Consider the following 19,896-nt stretch of genomic DNA (forward strand, 5'->3'; position numbering starts at 1 on the left):
GCCATCCTGGTCTACACCGCTGTGGATTTCCCCAACGGCGGGCTGCTCTCAGCGCTCGGCTCGGGCCGTCGAGACGGTCACGAGCGCCGCTTCCATGGCCAGCAGCGCGGGCACGTTCGAGCCGACGCGGTCGCGTGCGATCGACAGGTCTTCGAGCACGGCAAGCGCACCTTCGGCCCCGGCTTCGCGCGCGAAGACGGCGATGCCCTCGCGTGCCGACTCGTTGACCAGCTGCTCGTCGACGCCGATCGCGACCAGTAGGGCGTCGCGAAACAGGCTCATGAGATCGACGAGAATGCGGTCGACGCCATCGCGGACCCCGCGCTTCTCGCGGTTCTTCTGGTCCTTGCGAAACTGCGTCAGCGAGCCGCGCACCTGACGCGGCACAGTTCCGCCCGGCTCGATGCCCAGCTGACGCAGGAACTTCGCCTCCTCCGATGCCAGCTGCTCCTCGTCGAGCGAGCTCGCATCCGCTGTCGCGATCGCCATGAACGCCTCGGCAGCGAGCACAGCTGTGCCGACACTGCGGATGCGCAGGGCCGTGTCGATCGTCTCTGCTCGCCGAGACCGCGCATCCGCGTCTGTTGCAAGCCTGCGGGCCATGCCGATGTGACTCTGCGCCTCGCGCGCCGCCGTGAGCGCCAGGGCGGGGTCGACGCCGTTTCGCTCGCTCAGCAGCCGTGCCACATCGTCTGCTGACGGCACACGCAGCATCACCGAGCGACAGCGCGAGCGGATGGTCGGCAGCACGTCAGCCTCGCTGGGGGCGCAGAGAATCCAGATCGTCTGCTCGGGGGGCTCTTCGATCGCTTTGAGCAGCGAGTTCGCGGCCGACTCGCTCATGCGGTCGGCGTCTTCGACGATGACGACGCGGTGCCGTGACGACGACGGGCCGAAGCTCGCGCGCCGGGCAGCCTCGCGGGCAGCCGTCACGGGGATGATGACGCCTTCAGTGCCGAGCACGATGAGGTCGGCGTGGGTGCGGGCTGCGACCTGCCGGTGCGCGCCCTCGTCATGTTCGCCGGCTGTCGGGCTCAGCAGGTCGGCGGCGAAAGCGAACGCCAGGTTCGAGCGGCCCGAGCCCGGAGGTCCCGTCACCAGCCACGCGTGCGTGAGGGTGCTCGACGATCCGTCTGCACCGCTCGCCGCCGAGTGCAGCGTCGACACCGCACGCGTCTGGCCGACGATGTCGTCCCAGAGGTTCACGCCTGCTCCAGCACAGCTGAGACACGGTCGCGGATGCGCTGCTGCAGCGAGTCGATCGGCTCGGTTCCGTCGAGCACCAGGAATCGGTCTGGCTCGGCCTCTGCCAGCCGCAGGTAGGCGCGTCGCACGCGCTCGTGGAAGTCGTCGCCTGCAGCCTCCAGGCGATCCGGCGTCTCGTCGCGGGCTGCGAGCCGCTCGCGTCCGACTGCCGGGGGCAGGTCGATCAGCACGGTGACGTCGGGGATGAGCCCCTCGGTGCCCCAGAGCGAGAGGTCGCGGATGTCGTTCGGCTCGAGCTCGCGCCCTTCGCCCTGATACGCGACCGACGAGTCGAAGTAGCGATCCTGCAGCACGACGGCGCCTCGCTCGAGGGCCGGCCGAACGACTGTGGCGATGTGGTGCGACCTGTCGGCGGCGTAGAGGAGCGCCTCTGCGCGGTCGGTGATGTGACCGCCCGTGTGCAGCAGAAGGCTGCGGATCTCGGCGCCGAGCTCGGTGCCGCCCGGCTCTCTCGTGAACACGACCTCGCGGCTCTGCGCGAGCCAGTCTGCGAGCAGCCTCGACTGCGTCGACTTGCCCGAGCCGTCGCCGCCCTCGAAGGTGATGAAGAGGCCGCTCACCGCGCTACTCGCTCGTCGTCTTCTTTGCGGCTGCCGTCTTGGCAGCGGGCTTCTTGGCGGGAGCCTTCTTCGCCGCCGGCTTCTTCGCTGCCGGCTTCTTCGCAGGTGCCTTCTTGGCGGGTGCCTTCTTCGCAGCAGGCTTCTTGGCCGGCCCCTTGTCGCGCTTGATCTGCAGCAGCTCGACCGCACGCTCGAACGTCATCTCGTCGACGCTGTCGCCGCGCGGGATCGTGGCGTTCGTGGTGCCGTCAGTGACGTACGGGCCGAATCGGCCGTCCTTCACCTTGATCGGCTTGCCGGAGACCGGGTCGTTGTCGAACTCCTTGAGCGCGCTGGCAGCCTTGCGCCCTGCGTACTTCGGCTGCTTGAACCGCTCGACGGCCTCTTCGACCGTCACGGTCAGCAGCTGGTCCTCGTTGTCGAGCGAGCGCGTGTCTGCGCCGCGAGTCAGGAACGGCCCGTAGCGGCCGGGGCGCGCCTGGATCTCCTCGCCGGTGTCGGGGTCGGTGCCGACCGTGCGCGGCAGCGACAGCAGCTGCAGGGCGGTCTCGAAGTCGACGGTCTCAGGCTCCATGCGCTTGAACAGCGATGCTCGGCGCGGCTTGGGCGCGTTCTTCGGCTTCGCCTTGACCTCGCCGGTCTCGGGATCGACCTTGTCGGGCACGACCTCTTCGATGTAGGGGCCGAATCGACCGTTCTTCACCGCGATGTCGAGTCCGGTCTCGGGGTGCTGGCCGAGCACCCGGTCTTCCTGCTTCGGCGCGTTGAACAGCTCGGTCGCCTTCTCGGGCGTCAGCTCGTCGGGAGCAAGCTCTTCAGGAACATTCGCTCGCTTCAGCTCGCCCTTCTCGTCGGTTCCCTCGAGGTACGGGCCGTACTGGCCCACGCGCAGCGTGATGCCCTCGGCAACCGGAATCGAGTTGACCTCGCGGGCGTCGACATCGCCGATGCCCGCAACCGTGTCGCGCAGGCCCTTGTGCGTCTCGTTGCCGAAGTAGAACCCGGTCAGCCAGTCGACGCGGTCGGCCGAGCCGTCGGCGATCTCGTCGAGGTCGTTCATCATCGATGCCGTGAAGTCGTAGTCGACGAGCTCGCCGAGGTTGTCTTCGAGCAGCTTGATCGTCGAGAACGCAATCCAGTTCGGCACGAGGGCGCCGCCGCGAAGGGTGACGAATCCGCGTCTGAGGATCGTGTCGATGATCGACGCATACGTCGACGGGCGACCGATCTCGAGCTCTTCGAGCGCCTTCACGAGGCTGGCCTCCGTGTAGCGGGGAGGAGGCGTCGTCGAGTGCGACTTCGTCTCGATGCTCTCGAGCCCGAGCGAGTCGTTCTCGCGCACGTCGGGCAGCTTCGTGTTGCCCTGATCCTGGTCGTCGTAGCGCGACTTCTCAGACGACTCCTCGTACGCCTGCAGGAATCCGGGCTCGGTGATGACCGTGCCGCTCGCGCTGAACTGCGCGACGCCGCTGCTGGTCGCCGACGAGTCGATCGTGATGGTCGCGGTCTGACCCGTCGCGTCGATCATCTGGCTGGCGACGGTGCGCTTCCAAATCAGCTCGTACAGCTTCAGCTCGCCCGAGCTGACCTTGCCGGCCAGCTGCTTCGGCGACTGGAAGGTGTCACCGGCGGGGCGAATGGCTTCGTGCGCCTCCTGCGCGTTCTTCGAGCGACCCGAGTAGAGGCGGGGCTTGTCGGGAACCGAGCCGGCACCGTAGAGCTCGGTCGCCTGCTTGCGAGCCGCCGAGATCGCCTGCGACGACAGGTTCGGCGAGTCGGTTCGCATATAGGTGATGTAACCGTTCTCATACAGCCCCTGCGCCAGCGACATCGTCTGCTTGGCCGTGAACTTGAGCTTTCGACCGGCCTCCTGCTGGAGCGTCGAGGTCATGAACGGAGCGGATGGGCGGCGGCGGTAGGGCTTGGAGTCGACGCCTGCGACGCGGTAGGCGGCATCCTTCAGCTCGGCCGCCAGCTTCTCGATGCCCTCAGCGGAGAGTCGCTCGCGAACGCCCTGGATCTCACCGGCGTCGTTGAAGTCGCTGCCCTGGGCGATCTTGACGCCGTCGAGCTTCGCGAGCCTGGCCGGGAACACCTGCGACTCGGCTTCGAACTCAGCCTTCAGCGACCAGTAGTCGGCCGACACGAACGCCATGCGCTCGCGCTCGCGGTCGACGATGAGCCGAGCGGTCGGCGACTGCACGCGGCCCGCGCTCAGGCCTGCACGCACCTTGCGCCACAGCACCGGCGACACCTCGTAACCGTAGAGGCGGTCGAGGATGCGGCGGGTCTCCTGAGCGTCGACCAGCGGCATGTTGATCTCGCGGGTGTTCTCGCGAGCGTGCTGGATGGCGTCCTTGGTGATCTCGTTGAAGACCATGCGGCTGACGGGAACCTTGGGCTTCAGAACCTCGAGCAGGTGCCACGCGATGGCCTCGCCCTCGCGGTCCTCATCAGTTGCGAGGATGAGCTCGTCGGCATCCTTGAGCGCGCGCTTGAGCTCGGTGACCGTCTTCTTCTTCTCAGCGCCCACGACGTAGTAGGGCTCGAAGCCGTTCTCGATGTCGACGGCGAACTTGCCGAAGGGCCCCTTCTTCAGGTCGGCCGGAAGCTCCTTGGGGCTCACGAGGTCACGGATGTGGCCTACAGACGCCAGCACCTTGTAGCCCTCGCCCAAGTACTTCTCGATCGTCTTGCCCTTGGCGGGGGACTCCACGATGACGAGCGTCGTGCCCGTCTTCTCAGTCGTTGCCTTTGCCACGTCGTCTCATCGCTCCTAACAAGCCGCTTCGTGCGGCGGGTGCATCCGTCGATGCACATTTCACGGTGGATCCTCTGTCGGCTGACCGGCCGCGCTCTCAGCGAGCACGGGCACGCCACCGAGACGCACCTCGCAAACTACCGTAACTGTAGTACCCGTCACATGGCATTCGACAACCGCTCCCCCGCTGGCGTCGGCGACAGCTGCCGCGGCGGCACACGGCTCGTCGGTCGTGAATCCTGCTGTCGCAGTCGCGCCGGCGAGGGCCGCGGAGTCGGCAGCGCTCGCGGCTTTGGCGCGCGCCGCCTGCAGCACGGTGCCGGTCAGCACCAGCAGCGCGACCGTCACCGCAGCCATCACGACGACGAGTGCGAGCACGCCGCCAGAGCCCCTCTCGCCCGCTGCTGCCGCAGCCACTCGCCTACCAGCCCCGTGCATCCGCGCAGCTCCTCGCCCGCAGCACGAGTGCCCCGTGCAGCGCTGTCTCTTCGAGCACGACGCAGACGATGACACCCCCTTCGACGTGCACGGCTGCCGACCCCGCGTACGCTGCCGGGTCGTCGCCGCGAGCCGCAGCACGCGCAGCGTCACCGGCGGCCGCTTCGAGGGCGACCTGCTGGGCGCCGGCCATGACGCCCGCGATCGCCACAGCGACGACCGCGAGCACCGCCGGCGCGGCAGTGGCGAGCTCGGCAGTGACCGTGCCGAGCTCGCCGCGCATCCTATGGAATAGAGAGCGCATTCCGCACCATGTCGGTGAGCACCTCGCGCACCTCGTCGCTGCGCAGGATCACGACCAGCAGGCCGGCGAATCCGACCGCTGCCATCGTCGCGATGACGTACTCGGCCGTCGCCGCGCCCTCATCGTCAGCTAGCTTCTGCCACATGTCTTCCTCCTCATATCTGCGACACCGTGTCGCGGCACCAGTGTCGGGGCTGGGGGAGCAGAACGGGGCGGATGCGCGCAGCCTGTGCAGAGGCGCGGCCTGTGGAGTGTGCGGGCGGTCAGCATAGGCTTGGCGCAGACTCTCGAAGGAGCAGAGCATGCAGCCGTTGCCGACGTCACTGTGGTGGGCCTTCTCGTCGTCGCTGTGGCGCGTGCTCGTGCAGATCGCAGGCGCTGGCATTGCCATCGGGCTCACAGCCCTCGTCTTCATCGTGGGCACCCCGTACTCGGGCATCGCAGGCATCGCCTGGATGTCGATCGTTCCGCTCAACGTGGGGATCGTCGGGGTCGTGCTGCTGTTCGTCGCGGGCTGGGCGGGGCTCATGGCCACTGCGCTCGAATGGCCGCCCACGCTGCGGCGCCTGCGACTCGCGACCGGCATGGCCCAGTCAGGCACAGAGCCGAGGGGCCTCCCTCCTGTGCCGCAGCTCAGCACGACTGCGGTGACGCTGTCGGGCTGGATAGGCATGGTCCTCCTCATAGTGGTCGCGTGGGTCAGCACCCTCGAGGCACGGGGCAGCGACGAGACCTTCGCCGTCATCGCAGTCGCCTCGTGGAGTCTCGTCGCGTTCTCGGCGATCATGCTGCTGCTCGCCCGCGTCGCCTCGCGTGCATGGAACAGGCAGCTCGAGCAGCTCGCGTTCGTGCGTCCCGAGCTCATTGCCCGCGTTCCGGCCAAGAAGAAAAGCGCCGCGAAGAAGCGCAGGCAGAACGCCGACGGCGCACGGCCCAGCCGGTTCAGGGGCGCGATCAATGCCGCAGCCGTCCTGATGCTGCTCGCGTGGCCGGCGCGTGGCCTCCTCGTCGCCGGAAACGAGACGCTGCAGCGCGGCCAGTTCGTCGACAACGACTTCTCTGTCTTCGCATTCGTGCTGCTCGTGATGTTCGCCGCTGTCGTCGTGGGCTTCGCGGTGCGACTGCTGATCGTGCAGATCGCGGGAGCCGCGCACTCGGCCGCCGCGAGCCGCGAGAGCCTGTCGCTGCTGCGCGACGCCATCTCTGCGGAAGAGCAGCGCACGGTCATCGAGGCCGAGATCGCGCGGCGACGACCGCTGCAGGTGGCGGCGACGCTGCTGGTGATCGCCGGCACCGCGGCCATCGGCATTGGCCTCACCCCGCTGTGGACGGTGCCTGGCGAGTTTCCGGTGCACTCAGAGCCCGGTGACCTCGCGCCTCTCGCACCGCTCACGCAGCTTCTGCCGGTCGGCGTCGCGCTCTTCGTCGCCGCGTGGCTGTGCGAAGCTGCGTCGACGACCCGGCTCTGGAGGCGCATCACCCGCTGGCAGCGCGAGCTGCCCGGGATCGTCGTTCCGTTCGAGAAGATCGACTTCGTCGGAGCGCGCTCAGCGAGTGCCGTGCAGATGCGCGAGCAGCTGGAGCGAGAGCGGTCGTCAGACGGGCAGCGAGAGCCCCGAGACGATTGACAGCACGAACGGGATGACTCCGAGCAGCACGAACGACGGCAGCACGCAGACTCCCAGCGGCACGGTGAGCATGACGGCTGCCTTCGCCGCCTGCTGTTCGCCCTGCTGCACTGTCGCGCGCCGCGCAGCCCGCGCCTCCGCCTCCAGCAGACCGCGCACGGGGATGCCCGCTCTGCTCGCGAGATCGGCCACCGACGCAACGGCCTCGGTGTCGACGAGCTCAATGTCTTCGTCTCTGAGGGCGCGCTCGACCAGGGCCTGAGCACCGCGCATCGACATGCCGCCGCGAAGCGCGATCGAGAGCAGCTCGAGCTGGAGCCCGGCCGCTCGCTCCTGCTTCGACGCGGCCGTCACGATGCGCCTGCTCCACCACCATGCCAGCACGAGCAGCCCCGTGCCCGCGAGCGCCGCGATCACGCCGATCGGCGACCCGGTCATCGCGGCGATCGGATTCAGTCCGAGCGCAAACGCGAGCACCGGTCCCAGCATCGGCAGCGCCACGACGAGCTTTGCCGTCGCCTTCGGCCCGGCCAGCGCAGTGTCGAGGTCACGGGCCTGCTTGGCGCGCTCTCGGAGACCGTCGCCGATGGCCTGCAGCGCCCCGGCCATCCCGGCTCCTGACTCCTTCGCGACCGCGAGCGCCGCCCGCGGAAACGCCGCCTCCGGACCAGACCGGCCGGGTGCCAGCGGATCGTCGTCGAGGTAGGTGCGGGCCCGGTCGACGCCGATGCCGCCCTGCACGAGCGCAGCCAGCCGCTCGACGGCCGCGGCTGCGTCATCAAGCGTGCTCGGCTGCTTCGACGATCTCGAGGTGGCCACCCCGCATCACCACCTCTCCTATAGCGGCGACTCCGCGTCGACCTGCGACGCGCTCGACGTGCACGACGGCGCCGATCGCGCTCGCGACCTGGCGCCCCATCGCCTCCTGTGAGAGTCCGGCCAGAGCGCCGAGGGCCTCGAGCCTCGACGCGACGTCGGCGAGCGAGTTAGCGTGCAGGGTTCCGGCGCCGCCGTCGTGCCCGGTGTTGAGCGCCATCAGCAGGTCGCGCACCTCGGGCCCGCGGCACTCCCCCAGCACCAGCCGGTCTGGACGCATGCGCAGCGACTCGCGCACGAGCCGCGAGAGCGAGATCTCGCCGGCTCCCTCGACGTTCGCCTGTCGCGACTCGAGCGCTACGACATGGGGATGCTCGATGCGAAGCTCTGCCACGTCTTCGATCGTCACGATGCGCTCGTCAGGCGGCACTTCGCCGAGCATCGCCGCGAGCAGCGTCGTCTTGCCGCTGCCTCCTGCACCGACGATCAGCGTGTTGACACGGCGCTCGACCAGCGAGCGGATGCGCTGCAGCGGCACAGCGCGAAACGCACCCAGGCGCTCCAGCTCGGCAAGGCTCGGCCTCATTCCCGACGGCAGCCGAATCGACAGCTGCGTGCCGCCCACTGCCACCGGCGACAGCACCGCGTGCACGCGCACGCCTTCGCCGAGCCGCACATCCACGCACGGCGACGCCTCGTCGATGTGCCGGCCGCCCGCGCCGACCAGCTCGACCGCGAGCTCGCGAACCCGTCGTTCGCCGAGCTTCAGTGCGTGCTTGCGAAGGGCCGACCCGTCGTCAGCCCAGACGCCCTCAGACGAAGCGAACACGTCGGTGACGGCGGGGTCTGCGACGAGCGGCAGCAGCTCGGCAAACTCGAGCGGCAGGCCTCGCCGGCCAGCGCCGCCGAACGGTGCGTCGTCGAGTGCTCCTCCCGGAACAAACGGAATCTGCTGGTCTCGGCCCATGCCATGGATCATGCACGGATGCGCGACACGACCGCCTGCCGAGCGGCTGGGTGTGGAGAGTGCCCGCTTGTGGAGAGCACCCCATCCGTGTGCCGCCGCAGTGCTGATGGGTGGCGGCGCCCGGAATTGGGGGATCGGGCGCCGCCAGACGCATTGGGATTGGGGGAATCCATGCTTGCGTCAGCATCGGCGAACTGGTCGCCGGCCTCAATGGTATCCAGCCTGGCGAAGTGCCACACTGATTCCGCCCGCGTCGACTGTTGCCGAAACGTTCTGGCAGGTAGGCTCCGTTGGGTAGACCACTAGCAAGGGAGCAGTGATGAACGAGTCCATCGACAGCCTGATGAACGAGAAGCGCAGGTTCGCGCCGACCGAGGAATTCGCGCGCAACGCACTCGTCGACGAGTCGCACTATGCCGAGGCTGCCGACGACCGACTCGAGTTCTGGGCGAAGCGCGCCCGCGAGCTGCACTGGCACGAGGACTTCACCGAAGTGCTCGACTGGCAGCCCCCGCACGCCAAGTGGTTCCAGGACGGCAAGATCAACGTCGCCTACAACTGCCTCGACCGGCATGTCGAAGCCGGCAACGGCGACCGCGTCGCCTTCTACTGGGAGGGCGAGCCCGGCGACAAGCGCACCATCACCTACGCCGACATGACCGCCGAGGTCAAGCGCCTCGCGAACGTGCTGCTCTCGATGGGCGTCAAGAAGGGCGACCGCGTCGCCATCTACCTGCCGATGATTCCCGAGGCGGTCGCCTCGATGCTGGCCTGCGCTCGCATCGGCGCAACCCACACGACGGTCTTCGGCGGCTTCAGCCCCCAGAACCTGCGCATGCGCATCGACGACGCCGACGCCAAGGTGGTCATCACTTGCGACGGCTTCAACCGCAAGGGCAAGGTCTTCGCGCTCAAGCCCACGGTCGACACGGCGCTCGAGAAGCCCGGCCACAATGTCGAGAACGTGCTGGTCGTGCGCCGCGGCGAGAACGAGATCGACTGGAACGACGACCTCGACGTCTGGTACCACGACGCGATGGCAGACGCCGAGCCCGAGCACGTGGCCGAGGGCATGGAGGCCGAGCACCCGCTGTTCATCCTCTACACCTCAGGCACCACCGGAAACCCGAAGGGCATCCTGCACACCTCCGGCGGCTACCTGACGCAGGCTGCGTACACGCACAAGGCCGTGTTCGACATCCACCCAGAGACCGACGTCTTCTGGTGCACGGCAGACATCGGCTGGGTCACCGGCCACAGCTACGTCGTCTACGGCCCGATGGCCAACGGCACGACCCAGGTGATGAACGAGGGCACCTTCGATACCCCCACGCCGCACCGCCCGTGGCAGATGATCGAGCGCTACGGCGTCACCGTCTTCTACACGGCGCCCACGGCCATCCGTTCGTTCATGAAGATCGGCCGCGAGTACCCGCAGGGCAGCGACCTCTCGAGCATCCGCGTGCTGGGCACGGTAGGCGAGCCCATCAACCCCGAGGCATGGATGTGGTACCGCGAGGTCATCGGCGCTGGCACCGCGCCGATCGTCGACACCTGGTGGCAGACCGAGACCGGCGCGATCATGATCTCACCGCTGCCTGGCATCACCGAACTGACCCCGGGAAGCGCCGAGCGGGCCCTGCCTGGCATCGACATCGAGATCCTGAACGAGAAGGGCGAGCCTGTTCCCGAGGGGCAGGGCGGTCTGCTCACGATCTCGAGCCCGTGGCCGGCCATGCTGCGCACGATCTGGGGCGACGATAAGCGCTACCAGGAGACCTACTGGGACAAGTTCGGCGACAAGTACTTCGCGGGCGACGGCGCGCGCATCGATCCCGAGGGCGACATCTGGCTGCTCGGTCGTGTCGACGACGTGATGAACGTCTCGGGGCACCGTCTCTCGACGGCCGAGATCGAGTCGAGCCTTGTCGGGCACGAGTCGACCGCTGAGGCCGCTGTGGTCGGCGCTGCCGATGAGGCGACCGGCCAGGCAGTGGTTGCATTCGTGATTCTCAAGGAGCGCTTCGCCGAGTCGTTCAGCGTCGAAGAGGGCGAGGCGCTGCTGCGCAAGCACGTGGCTTCCGACATCGGTGCGATCGCCCGGCCGCGTCAGGTGTTCATTGTGCCTGACCTGCCGAAGACCCGATCGGGCAAGATCATGCGACGGCTGCTGCGCGACCTCGCCGAGGGCCGCGAAATCGGCGACACGACGACGCTTGCCGACGCTTCAGTGGTCAAGGCCATTCAGGAGCAGATGCGGTAGCGGCTCATGCGATGCTGAACTCCCTTTGGAGATCAGTTTCGCCAGCCTCACTCCAAAAGGAGACAAAACGCCGAAAGGGAGCCCAAACAGCTCCCTTTCGGCGTTTGTCGCGCATCCGTCTCCCTTTGGAGAACCCCACCAGAATCTGCACTCCCTTCGGAGAACACGGATGCGGCGGCCCGGCAATCTGCACTCCCTTTGGAGTGCAGAAAGCCAGGGAATCCCTCAGGCGAACTCGACGATCAGGTCGACCTCGACGGGCGACTGCAGCGGCAGCTCAGCAACGCCGACGGCGGCGCGAGCGTGCAGCCCGGCATCGCCGAACACTTCGCCGAGCAGCTCGGATGCTCCGTTGATGACACCGGGCTGGCCTGTGAAGCCCGACGCGCTGGCGACGAAGCCGCCGACCTTCACGATGCGGGTGACGCGGTCGAGCGACCCGATCGCGTCGTCGATCGCAGCCAGGCCGTTGAGGATGCAGATGCGCGCCAGATCCTTGGCCTCGTCGGGCGTCACATCGCCGCCGACGTAGCCGGTGCGCGGCAGCTCGCCGTCGACGAAGGGCAGCTGGCCCGACAGGAACACCAGGTTGCCCGTCACGACGGCCGGAACATAGGCGGCAACCGGCGCCGCGACCTTGGGCAGCTCGAAGCCGAGTTCGGCGAGCTTCTCGACCGCGCTCACTGCTTCGGCCGCTTCATGAATGCGACCATGCCGCCTTCTGGCCCGGCACCGATGTGCACGAGCTCCCAGCCTTCAGCGCCCCAGTTGTTCAGGATCGCAGCCTCTTTGTGCAACAGCAGCGGTGTTGTCACGTACTCCCATAGCGTCATTGCCCATCCCCTTTTCATAGGTTGATCGCGTAGTCTTGCACCCATGACTGCGCGTAAATTCAAGCCAGGCAGCCTGATCAGCAACTTCCTGGGCCTCATCGGCTTCAGTGTTGCCGCGGGCCTGCTCGTCGCTGCCACCATCACACCGGGACTCGCTGTGACTGCTGCTGCGACGACCAGTGGCCTCGATCTCTTCAGTGCTCTGCCAGCCTACGCAACGATCAACCAGCAGGTCGAGCGAAACGTCATCTACGGCAAGAAAGACGGCAAGAACGTCGAGATCGCCCGCTTCTTCAACCAGAACCGCCAGGCTGTCGAGCTGAAGCAGGTCTCAGAGCACGCACAGAACGCCGCGATCGCAGCAGAAGACCGTCGCTACTACACGCACTCGGGCGTCGACACGCAGTCCCTCGCACGCGCTGTGCTGTCGCAGCTGGGCCTCGGAGGCGACTCGGGCGGCTCGACCCTGACGATGCAGCTGGTGCGCCAGCAGGTCATCATGGACGCCTTCCTGCGCGGCGACCAAGAGACCATCGACGAACAGCAGTCAGAGGACTACAACCGCAAGCTTCGCGAGATCAAGCTGGCCATCGGCCTCGAGCGCGAGTACACGAAGAACGAGATCCTGCTCGCCTACCTCAACATCGCCAACTTCGGCGGCACGGTGTACGGCATCCAGGCTGCGTCGCAGGAGATCTTCGGCATCCCGGCGAAGGATCTGAACCCGGCGCAGGCGGCATCGCTCATGGCCACCGTGAAAGAGCCGAGCACCATCTCGCTGCTGAACCCCGATAACTTCGAGGCGAACGAAGACAGACGCAACTGGATCCTGTCGCAGATGCTCGCCGAGGACTACATCACCCAAGACGAGTACGACGAGTACTCCGCCATTCCCGTCGACGACGAGTACGTCAACTACTCCCCGTCGCCAAGCGGCTGCATCGCCGGCTACGAGTCGGCTCGCTACTTCTGCGACTACGTGCAGCACGTGCTGAAGCAGGACCAGGTCTACGGTCAGCACATCTTCGGCACGAGCTCAGAGGCCAACCTCCAGGCGCTCGATCAGGGCGGCTACAAGATCTACACCTCGATCGACCTCGAGCTGAACGACCAGGTCACAGAAGACCTGCGCGAAGTCGTTCCGCAGGACGAGACCCGATGGCAGTCGGGTGGCGCCGTGAGCATGCTCGAAGTCGGCACTGGGCGCATCCTCGCGATGGCTCAGAACAAGGAGTATGACAACCGAGAAGATGCCCCGAACACCGGAACAGGCATCAACTTCAACACGACATATCCGTACGGAGGGTCGACCGGATTCCAGCCGGGCTCGACCTACAAGATCTTCACGCTCGCCGAGTGGATCGCCTCCGGCCACAGCGTGAACGAGTCAGTCGACGCAAGCAATAAGCCACGAATGATCACGGTCAACGGGCAGCCGTACGGCGAATCGTACGACGTGCTGAACTACAACCGCGACATGAACTACGGCAACCAGACCGCCACACAGATCATGGTGAAGTCGCTCAACACCGGCACCATCGAGATGGCATCCCGACTCGACCTCGTCGACATCCAGGCAACAGCGAGCGCCATGGGCATCAAGCCGGCCGCCGACCCAGGCGGCGATCTCGAGCTCGTGCCCTCCGCCCTCATCGGCGGAAGCCAGGGCATCGCGCCGCTGTCGATGGCCGAGGCCATCCAGACCGTCGCGAACGACGGTGTGCACTGCGACCCGATGGCAATCGACAAGATCAAGGACCGCGAAGGCAATGAGATCCCGGTGCCGCCGCAGAACTGCGAGCGCGCCATCGAGTCGAAGACCGCAACCGCCATGCAGCACGTGCTGCAGCAGGTCACGGCCGGAAACAGCGAGAACAACCCCAACGTCGCCGAGCCGATCATCTCGAAGACCGGTACCGCTGAGAACTCCGAGCAGCTTTGGATCATCGGGGCAAGCCCCAAGGTCGCCACTGCAGTCTGGACCGGAAACATCCAGGGCAACCAGGTGCTGATCGACCTCTGGAACAACCCGCAGCGCGTGTTCCGACCCGCGATGCAGGCAGCCGTGAGCCTCTACCCCGGTGGCGAGTTCAAGGAAGCCGACGCCGAGACCCTCATGGGCGACGCATCGCCGCTTGAGGACGTGACCGGCATGAAGGTCAACGACGCCAAGAAGGAGCTCGAAGACGCCGGCTACGAGAACGTCTCGATCGGCGACGAGGTCGAGGGCTCGAACCCGAAGGGCACCGTCGAGTACACGGCCCCCGGTCAGGGAACCCCGGTCTCGAAGCAGACCCCGATCACCATCTACCCCTCTGACGGTTCGAAGACCGACGAGGATGACGATGAGGCCGAGAGCGACGGGTCTGTGTGGCCCGACATCGTCGGCATGCAGTACTCCGAGGCGCAGAGCGCCATCGACGGGGCCGGATTCAGCAGGGCGAACATTCAGATCACCTGGTATCCGGGCAACGAGGGTCAACGCTGTCAGGTGCTGGCCCAGAACCCGGCCGCCGGCAGCAGCGCTAGCCCAGGCGACCCGATCTCGGTGGTGCTCGGAGGCAACTCCGACGGCACTGCTGCCAGCTGCTGACGCATGAGCACACCAGCAGCACGCGCAGGAGGAGCACTCCTCGGAGCCCTGGGAGGCGTCGCGATCGCGACCGCGTTCTATTCGATCGCGATCGAGCGCAAGGCCTACCGGATCCGCTTCGAAGAGCTCCCGATCCTGCCCGAGGGGTCACGGCCCATCGCGATCCTGCACCTTGCCGACATCCACTTGGCACCGTGGCAGCGTCGCACCGTCGACTGGCTGCAGGGCCTGCGCGACCTCGAGCCTGACTTCATCATCAACACGGGCGACAGCCTCGGCCACCGCGACTCGCTGCGGCCGCTGGCTGAGGCGCTCGCACCCTTTGCGGGCATCCCCGGCGTCTTCGTGCACGGCTCGAACGACTACTACGGCCCCACGCTCAAGAACCCGCTGCGCTACATCGGCTTTCCGCAGCTCGTGCAGGAGCGTCCCAAGCCCGAGCTCGACATCGAGTCGCTCGAGCGCATCTACAGCGCGTTCGGCTGGGTCGACCTCAACAACTCGGCAGCGAGCTTCACCGTGCGCGGCACCGAGCTGTCGCTGGTCGGAACCGGCGACGCCCACATCGACCTTGACGACATCGAGTCCGCTGAGCGGGCCCTGCAGGCGCTCCCCGCTGCCGATGTCACGCTCGGTGTGACGCATGCTCCTTACACCCATGTACTCGACGGCCTGGCAGCACTCGGCGCGGATGCCCTGATCGCCGGACACACACACGGCGGGCAGGTGCGCATCCCCGGTGGTCCCGCCCTCACGACCAACTCCGACCTGCCGGTCGAGCACTCCGACGGACTCACCACCTGGCGAGCCGGCGGCCGCGATGTGCCGCTGCAGGTCTCGGCAGGCATCGGCACGTCGATGCTGGCGCCGTTCAGGCTCGGCACGCCGCCCGAGGCGGTGCTCCTCACGCTGACCGCGCGCCGGTAGCATCGTCCTATGCCCGCGCTGCCCGTCATCACCGGAAAACTCGCGTTCGGCGCCCTTCGCATCATGGGCCGCAGCGGCAACGCCCTGCCCGGCCTCATCGTCGAGCGTGTGTTTCCGCGCTACTTCGCGAAGGCGCTGAGCCGTCTCCCCCACGGCGTGATCGTCGTCAGCGGCACGAACGGCAAGACCACCACCACGAAGATGATCGCCACGATGCTCGCCAAGAAGCATCGCGTCGTCACCAATGACACGGGCTCGAACTTCGTGCGCGGAGCCATCGGAGCCCTCGTGCAGCAGTCGTCATGGGGCGGCAGGCTCGACGGCGACGTCGCTGTGTTCGAACTCGACGAGGCGCACGCCGTGAAGTTCGTCGAGAAGTATGCGCCGCAGCACGTGCTGCTGCTCAACGTCTCGCGTGACCAGCTCGACCGCTTCGGCGAGATCGACTACACCGCATCGCTGCTGGCCAAGGTTGCGAAGGCGGCCACCGCATCCGTCACTCTGAACTCCGATGACGAGCGACTCGCAGCGCTCGCCGGCGAACTGCAGGTGCCCGTGCACTGGTTCGCGCTGAGCGAGCCGATGCAGCAGCTGTTTCCGACCGACGAAGAGCTCTACGACGAGGTCGAGACCCAGCCGGTTCGCGAGGGGGCGGATGCAGTGCTGCAGCAGTACGACGCGGCGTCGGGGCACACGGTCATCGACTTCGCGGGCGATGTGCGTCAGCTGACGCTGCGCACCACCGGCGCTCACAACGCCCAGAACGCGACGGCGGCCGCTGTGGCAACGATGCGCGTCGGGCTGAGCGTCGACGAGGTCTGCGCCGGCCTCGAAGAGGTCGAGCCCGCGTTCGGCCGTGGTCAGTCGTATCGCATTGCCGGTCGCGACGTGACGATGCACCTCGTGAAGAACCCTGCCGGATTCAGACAGTCGCTGCAGGCGGGACTCGCTGAGAGTCCCGACCGGGCCTGCATCATCATCAACGACGCGGATGCCGACGGCCGCGACATGTCGTGGCTGTGGGATGTGCAGTTCGACGCTCTGCGGGAGGCGGGCATCCCCGTCACGACAGGAGGGGTGCGCGCGGCTGACATGGCGGTGCGCCTGAAGTACTCCGGGGTCGACGTCGGCAGCGCCGTGAGCGAGCTCGAGAGTGTCGTCGATGCGGCGGTGCAGGCGACTCCTGCCGGCGGCAGGCTGACCGTGTTCGCCAGCTACACAGCGATGTGGGGCCTCTACCGCCACCTCGACGCACAGCATGAGGGGGCACTGTGACCACGCTCAGAATCGCGCATCTGTATCCGCGCGAGATGAACATCTACGGCGACACTGGCAACCTCGTCGTGCTCCTGAAGCGTCTCGAATGGCGTGGGCTCACCGCTGAGGCGGTTGCAGTGGGGGTGGGCGACACGCTGCCCGCAGACGTCGACATCGTGCTCGGCGGCGGCGGGCAGGATGCAGCTCAGGGCGACATCGGCGAAGACTTCGTCACCCGTTCGGCTGACCTTCGCTCCATGGCTGACGATGGTGTCGTGATGCTTGCGATCTGCGGGGCGTACCAGCTGCTCGGTCGTGAGTTTCGCACGCAGACCGGACGTGTCATCCGCGGCGCCGGCGTGCTCGACATCGAGACGCAGGGTTCTGCGACCCGACTGATCGGCAACCATGCTGTCGACTCTGAGTGGGGTCAGCTGGTGGGCTACGAGAACCACAGCGGTCTCACGCGTCTCGGCGACGGCGTGCGCGCACTCGCAACCACCGCATCCGGCCGCGGCAACAACGGTGAAGACAGCACCGAGGGCGCGGTGCGCGACAACGTGTTCGGCACGTACCTGCACGGGCCGCTGCTGGCGAAGAGCCCGGTGTTCGCGGACGAGCTGCTGCGCCGTGCCTTCGAGCGCCGCGCAGGTCAGGTGCTCGAACCTCTCGACGACGCGCTCGAGCTGCAGGCAGCAGCTGTTGCGGCCAAGCGCCCCCGCACCTAGTTGTTGCTAATAACGCACCTGTTTGACCGTCAAACCGGTGCGTTATTCGCAACATCTGGCGAGGTCGGGAATGCTGTAGGATAGACAGGTTGCATCCTCACGGATGCCACGGGGTGTGGCGCAGCTTGGTAGCGCGCGTCGTTCGGGACGACGAGGTCGCAGGTTCAAATCCTGTCACCCCGACCAATAGGTCGTGCATTGCGGTGCACCGTGAAGTGCACTATGGTGCACTTATGAGCGTAGATCCCGTAGCGCTGGCCGTCGAGATCGGCCACCGCGTCAAAGCCGCAAGAACCGATCGCGGCTGGACACTCGACCAGCTGGCAGCGGCGGCAGAAGTCAGCAGACGGATGGTCGTCAACATCGAGCAGGGCGCCACGAATCCCAGCATCGGCACCCTGTTGCGCCTCAGCGAATCGCTCGGGGTCGCGCTCGCTGAGCTCGTTGAGCCACCTCGCACAGGCGACGTGACCGTGACACGCGCTGGCGACGGCACGCTCCTCTGGCGCGGAGAACACGGCGGCACGGCGCGACTCGTCGCAAACACCACCACTCCCGATGCGCTCGAGCTCTGGGAGTGGACTCTCGAACCGGGCGACCAGCACGAGAGCGATGCCCACATTGCATGCACTCGCGAGCTGCTGATGGTGCTCAGCGGAGAGCTCACTATTGTGCTCGACGAACAATCGACCGTGTTGCACGCTGGCGACGCCATCACCTTCAACGGCGATGTCTCGCACGTCTACGCGAACCGCGGCACCGCATCCGCAACATTCTCCATGACTGTCTTCGACCCTGAGCGTGCGAACGCCGGTCGTGGGAGTGTCGACAGCTCGGAGGCCTCACTTGGCTAACCGCATCTTCGGCGGCCTGCCGCCATGGAGTCTCGGCGTCGGCAGCATGCTCTCGATCCAGCTGAGCTTGTCGTTGTCGGTCGGAATCATCGAGATCGTCGGTCCGGCGGGCCTGGCGTGGCTGAGACTCGTCATAAGCTCGATGCTGTTTCTGCTGATCGCGCGCCCTACCCTGCGCTGGCTGCGCTCCATCAGGCGCGGCGACGTGCTGCCCGTGCTCGGGCTGGGAATAGCGACGGCGGTCATGATGGTCGGCTTCATGGGGGCCATCGAGAGGATTCCGCTCGGCACCGCTGTCGCCATTGAGTTTCTGGGCCCGCTCACCGTTGCCGCCGTTCGCAGCGGCGGAGGCAGACTGCTCGTCTGGCCGATTCTGGCTCTCGGTGGCGTGGTGCTGCTGACGGAACCGTGGGTAGGGGCCACTGATCCGCTGGGGATTCTCTACGCGGCCTGTGCGGGCGCGGGATGGGGCGCCTACGTGCTGCTGACGCAGAAGGTTGGCGACCGTTTCGGCGGCATCTCGGGGCTCGTGCTCACGATTCCCATCGCGGCAGTTGTCGTCACGCCTTTCGGCCTGCCGCAAGCCATGAACGGCCTCACCCCGATGGTGCTGCTCGGCATCGCCGGGCTTGCCGTGCTCGCTCCGACCCTGCCGTTCATCCTCGAGATGCTGGCGCTGCGTCGCATGACTCAGACAGCCTTCGGCACACTCATGGCCCTTGAGCCAGCATTCGGCGTGCTGCTGGGGCTGATCGTGCTGCATCAGATGCCGTCTTGGGTGCAGGCCATCGGCGTCTGCATCGTGGTCGTCGCCGGTGCCGGAGCTCAGCTGAAGGGCAAGCGGATGCCCGTTGAAGGCACCAGCAGCGCACTTCCGTCTTCAGACATCGACGAGCCCCTCACGGGCCCCATCCGCTTGCAGTGACTACCACAGCGATGGCAGCTCTGACTTTCGCTTCTCGTCGAAGTAGCACGAGGCGCAGAGCGACTCATAGGTGACGTCTTCACCGTCAATCGCGACCTGGTCGCCGTCGAACACGAAGCGGTCGTCGACTTTGCGCCCGTTGAACATCGCTTTGCGCCCGCAACGACAGATCGTCTTGAGCTCTTCGAGCGAATGCGCAAGCTCGAGCAGCCTTGCAGAACCCGGGAACGCTCTGGTCTGGAAGTCGGTGCGAATGCCGTAGGCCAGCACCGGCACTCCCCCGTCGACCGCCAGTTCGAGCAGCTGCTCAACCTGGTCGGGCAGCAGAAACTGCGCTTCGTCGATCAGGAGGCAGGCGACAGGGCCGTGCTCGCCTGCGGACGTTCGTTCGGATGCGCGGTCGAAGGCTTCACGGATGCGCTCGTCGGGAGTGATCACGAAGTCGACTTCGCGAGAGACCCCGAGGCGCGACACGATCTGGGTGTCGCCTTTGGTGTCGGTCGCGGGCTTCGCGAGCAGCACTCGCTGCCCACGCTCTTCGTAGTTGAACGCCGCCTGCAGCAGTCCGGTCGATTTGCCGGAGTTCATCGCTCCGTATCGAAAGTAGAGCTTGGCCACGCTTCCTACTGCTTGCGCTCGTCGGCGTCGGCCGACTCGGCAGCCTCCTGCTCAGCCTCTGCATCGGTCGCCTCATCCGTGGCGATGTCTGCGTCAGCCGCCGGGGTCTCCATGTCATCGGCACCCTCTTCGACGTCGTCAGCCTTCTCTTCGCTGTC

Annotated in this window: 19 protein-coding genes and 1 tRNA gene; 9 read left to right on the forward strand and 11 right to left on the reverse strand. The window is 66.7% G+C overall.

Annotated elements, in window-relative coordinates:
• Positions 1-48: 48 nt before the first annotated feature.
• The 6 genes from CZ674_RS11685 to CZ674_RS11710 are packed head-to-tail and all read right to left on the reverse strand — an operon-like array spanning position 49 to position 5,474.
• Positions 49-1,206 carry a DNA polymerase III subunit delta' gene (locus CZ674_RS11685; protein ID WP_086992704.1) on the reverse strand — a complete coding sequence of 386 codons (1,158 nt, stop codon included), beginning with the start codon at positions 1,204-1,206 and terminating at the stop codon, positions 49-51.
• Positions 1,203-1,826 carry a dTMP kinase gene (tmk, locus tag CZ674_RS11690; RefSeq protein ID WP_086992705.1) on the reverse strand — a complete coding sequence of 208 codons (624 nt, stop codon included), beginning with the start codon at positions 1,824-1,826 and terminating at the stop codon, positions 1,203-1,205. The genes CZ674_RS11685 and tmk overlap by 4 nt, the downstream gene beginning before the upstream one ends.
• 4 nt (positions 1,827-1,830) lie before the next feature.
• Positions 1,831-4,587, reverse strand: a complete 2,757-nt coding sequence (gene topA / locus CZ674_RS11695; RefSeq protein WP_086992706.1) for a type I DNA topoisomerase — start codon at positions 4,585-4,587, stop codon at positions 1,831-1,833.
• Between the two features lie 60 nt (positions 4,588-4,647).
• Positions 4,648-5,004 (reverse strand): Rv3654c family TadE-like protein, encoded by a 357-nt coding sequence (locus CZ674_RS11700; RefSeq protein ID WP_159456982.1) that lies wholly within the window; start codon positions 5,002-5,004, stop codon positions 4,648-4,650.
• Positions 5,005-5,008: 4 nt separating this feature from the next.
• The gene (locus tag CZ674_RS11705; protein WP_086992708.1) at positions 5,009-5,308 is read right to left on the reverse strand and encodes a hypothetical protein; all 300 of its coding nucleotides are present in this window, start codon (positions 5,306-5,308) and stop codon (positions 5,009-5,011) included.
• Between the two features lies 1 nt (position 5,309).
• Positions 5,310-5,474 carry a DUF4244 domain-containing protein gene (locus CZ674_RS11710; protein WP_086992709.1) on the reverse strand — a complete coding sequence of 55 codons (165 nt, stop codon included), beginning with the start codon at positions 5,472-5,474 and terminating at the stop codon, positions 5,310-5,312.
• A gap of 157 nt (positions 5,475-5,631) precedes the next feature.
• On the opposite strand from CZ674_RS11710, the gene CZ674_RS11715 reads away from it, so the two are divergent.
• On the forward strand, positions 5,632-6,957 hold the full coding sequence (locus tag CZ674_RS11715) for a hypothetical protein (protein WP_086992710.1): 1,326 nt from the start codon (positions 5,632-5,634) through the stop codon (positions 6,955-6,957).
• On the opposite strand, the gene CZ674_RS11720 is transcribed toward CZ674_RS11715, so the two are convergent.
• Both CZ674_RS11720 and CZ674_RS11725 read right to left on the reverse strand, forming a co-directional pair.
• Positions 6,925-7,776: a hypothetical protein gene (locus tag CZ674_RS11720; protein ID WP_086992711.1), complete on the reverse strand. Its 852-nt coding sequence runs from the start codon at positions 7,774-7,776 to the stop codon at positions 6,925-6,927. The two genes, CZ674_RS11715 and CZ674_RS11720, sit on opposite strands and share 33 nt — an antisense overlap.
• Positions 7,736-8,740: a TadA family conjugal transfer-associated ATPase gene (locus CZ674_RS11725; protein ID WP_234988568.1), complete on the reverse strand. Its 1,005-nt coding sequence runs from the start codon at positions 8,738-8,740 to the stop codon at positions 7,736-7,738. Before CZ674_RS11725 ends, CZ674_RS11720 begins: the two co-directional genes overlap by 41 nt.
• A gap of 319 nt (positions 8,741-9,059) precedes the next feature.
• Here CZ674_RS11725 and acs point away from each other — a divergent pair, with 319 nt between their 5' ends.
• Positions 9,060-11,003 (forward strand): acetate--CoA ligase, encoded by a 1,944-nt coding sequence (acs, locus tag CZ674_RS11730; RefSeq protein WP_086992713.1) that lies wholly within the window; start codon positions 9,060-9,062, stop codon positions 11,001-11,003.
• Between the two features lie 225 nt (positions 11,004-11,228).
• Here the strand turns inward: acs and CZ674_RS11735 are convergent, their stop codons facing one another.
• Both CZ674_RS11735 and CZ674_RS14280 read right to left on the reverse strand, forming a co-directional pair.
• Entirely contained in the window at positions 11,229-11,687 is a 459-nt protein-coding gene (locus CZ674_RS11735; protein ID WP_086992714.1) for a RidA family protein, read from the reverse strand.
• On the reverse strand, positions 11,684-11,836 hold the full coding sequence (locus CZ674_RS14280) for a hypothetical protein (RefSeq protein WP_200810101.1): 153 nt from the start codon (positions 11,834-11,836) through the stop codon (positions 11,684-11,686). The genes CZ674_RS11735 and CZ674_RS14280 overlap by 4 nt, the downstream gene beginning before the upstream one ends.
• A 43-nt stretch (positions 11,837-11,879) precedes the next feature.
• On the opposite strand from CZ674_RS14280, the gene CZ674_RS11740 reads away from it, so the two are divergent.
• The 7 genes from CZ674_RS11740 (at position 11,880) to CZ674_RS11770 (ending at position 19,120) form a co-directional block, all read left to right on the forward strand.
• Positions 11,880-14,429, forward strand: a complete 2,550-nt coding sequence (locus CZ674_RS11740; protein WP_086992715.1) for a transglycosylase domain-containing protein — start codon at positions 11,880-11,882, stop codon at positions 14,427-14,429.
• Positions 14,430-14,432: 3 nt separating this feature from the next.
• Complete coding sequence (locus CZ674_RS11745; protein ID WP_086992716.1) at positions 14,433-15,356, forward strand: metallophosphoesterase; 924 nt, start codon at positions 14,433-14,435, stop codon at positions 15,354-15,356.
• A gap of 9 nt (positions 15,357-15,365) precedes the next feature.
• Positions 15,366-16,631: a MurT ligase domain-containing protein gene (locus CZ674_RS11750; protein WP_086992717.1), complete on the forward strand. Its 1,266-nt coding sequence runs from the start codon at positions 15,366-15,368 to the stop codon at positions 16,629-16,631.
• Positions 16,628-17,341, forward strand: coding sequence for a type 1 glutamine amidotransferase (locus CZ674_RS11755; protein WP_086992718.1), 714 nt, complete (start codon positions 16,628-16,630; stop codon positions 17,339-17,341). Before CZ674_RS11750 ends, CZ674_RS11755 begins: the two co-directional genes overlap by 4 nt.
• A 109-nt stretch (positions 17,342-17,450) precedes the next feature.
• Positions 17,451-17,527, forward strand: a tRNA-Pro gene (locus CZ674_RS11760).
• A 47-nt stretch (positions 17,528-17,574) separates the two neighbouring features.
• Positions 17,575-18,195, forward strand: a complete 621-nt coding sequence (locus CZ674_RS11765) for a helix-turn-helix domain-containing protein (protein ID WP_086992719.1) — start codon at positions 17,575-17,577, stop codon at positions 18,193-18,195.
• A complete protein-coding gene (locus CZ674_RS11770) occupies positions 18,188-19,120 on the forward strand; it encodes an EamA family transporter (protein ID WP_327078627.1) in 933 nt (310 codons plus the stop codon). Before CZ674_RS11765 ends, CZ674_RS11770 begins: the two co-directional genes overlap by 8 nt.
• On the opposite strand, the gene CZ674_RS11775 is transcribed toward CZ674_RS11770, so the two are convergent.
• The gene (locus CZ674_RS11775) at positions 19,121-19,738 is read right to left on the reverse strand and encodes a thymidine kinase (RefSeq protein ID WP_086992721.1); all 618 of its coding nucleotides are present in this window, start codon (positions 19,736-19,738) and stop codon (positions 19,121-19,123) included.
• Between the last annotated feature and the right edge of the window lie 158 nt (positions 19,739-19,896).

The sequence above is a fragment of the Agrococcus casei LMG 22410 genome (genome assembly GCF_900163565.1).
Classification (GTDB): Bacteria; Actinomycetota; Actinomycetes; order Actinomycetales; family Microbacteriaceae; genus Agrococcus; species Agrococcus casei.

Coding starts and splice junctions, on each gene's coding strand:
- CZ674_RS14280 (WP_200810101.1), bottom strand. CDS start 11,836: ATGACGCTATGGGAGTACGTGACAACACCGCTGCTGTTGCACAAAGAG.
- CZ674_RS11710 (WP_086992709.1), bottom strand. CDS start 5,474: ATGTGGCAGAAGCTAGCTGACGATGAGGGCGCGGCGACGGCCGAGTAC.
- CZ674_RS11765 (WP_086992719.1), top strand. CDS start 17,575: ATGAGCGTAGATCCCGTAGCGCTGGCCGTCGAGATCGGCCACCGCGTC.
- CZ674_RS11745 (WP_086992716.1), top strand. CDS start 14,433: ATGAGCACACCAGCAGCACGCGCAGGAGGAGCACTCCTCGGAGCCCTG.
- CZ674_RS11740 (WP_086992715.1), top strand. CDS start 11,880: ATGACTGCGCGTAAATTCAAGCCAGGCAGCCTGATCAGCAACTTCCTG.
- CZ674_RS11725 (WP_234988568.1), bottom strand. CDS start 8,740: ATGGGCCGAGACCAGCAGATTCCGTTTGTTCCGGGAGGAGCACTCGAC.
- CZ674_RS11715 (WP_086992710.1), top strand. CDS start 5,632: ATGCAGCCGTTGCCGACGTCACTGTGGTGGGCCTTCTCGTCGTCGCTG.
- acs (WP_086992713.1), top strand. CDS start 9,060: ATGAACGAGTCCATCGACAGCCTGATGAACGAGAAGCGCAGGTTCGCG.
- CZ674_RS11705 (WP_086992708.1), bottom strand. CDS start 5,308: ATGCGCGGCGAGCTCGGCACGGTCACTGCCGAGCTCGCCACTGCCGCG.
- CZ674_RS11750 (WP_086992717.1), top strand. CDS start 15,366: ATGCCCGCGCTGCCCGTCATCACCGGAAAACTCGCGTTCGGCGCCCTT.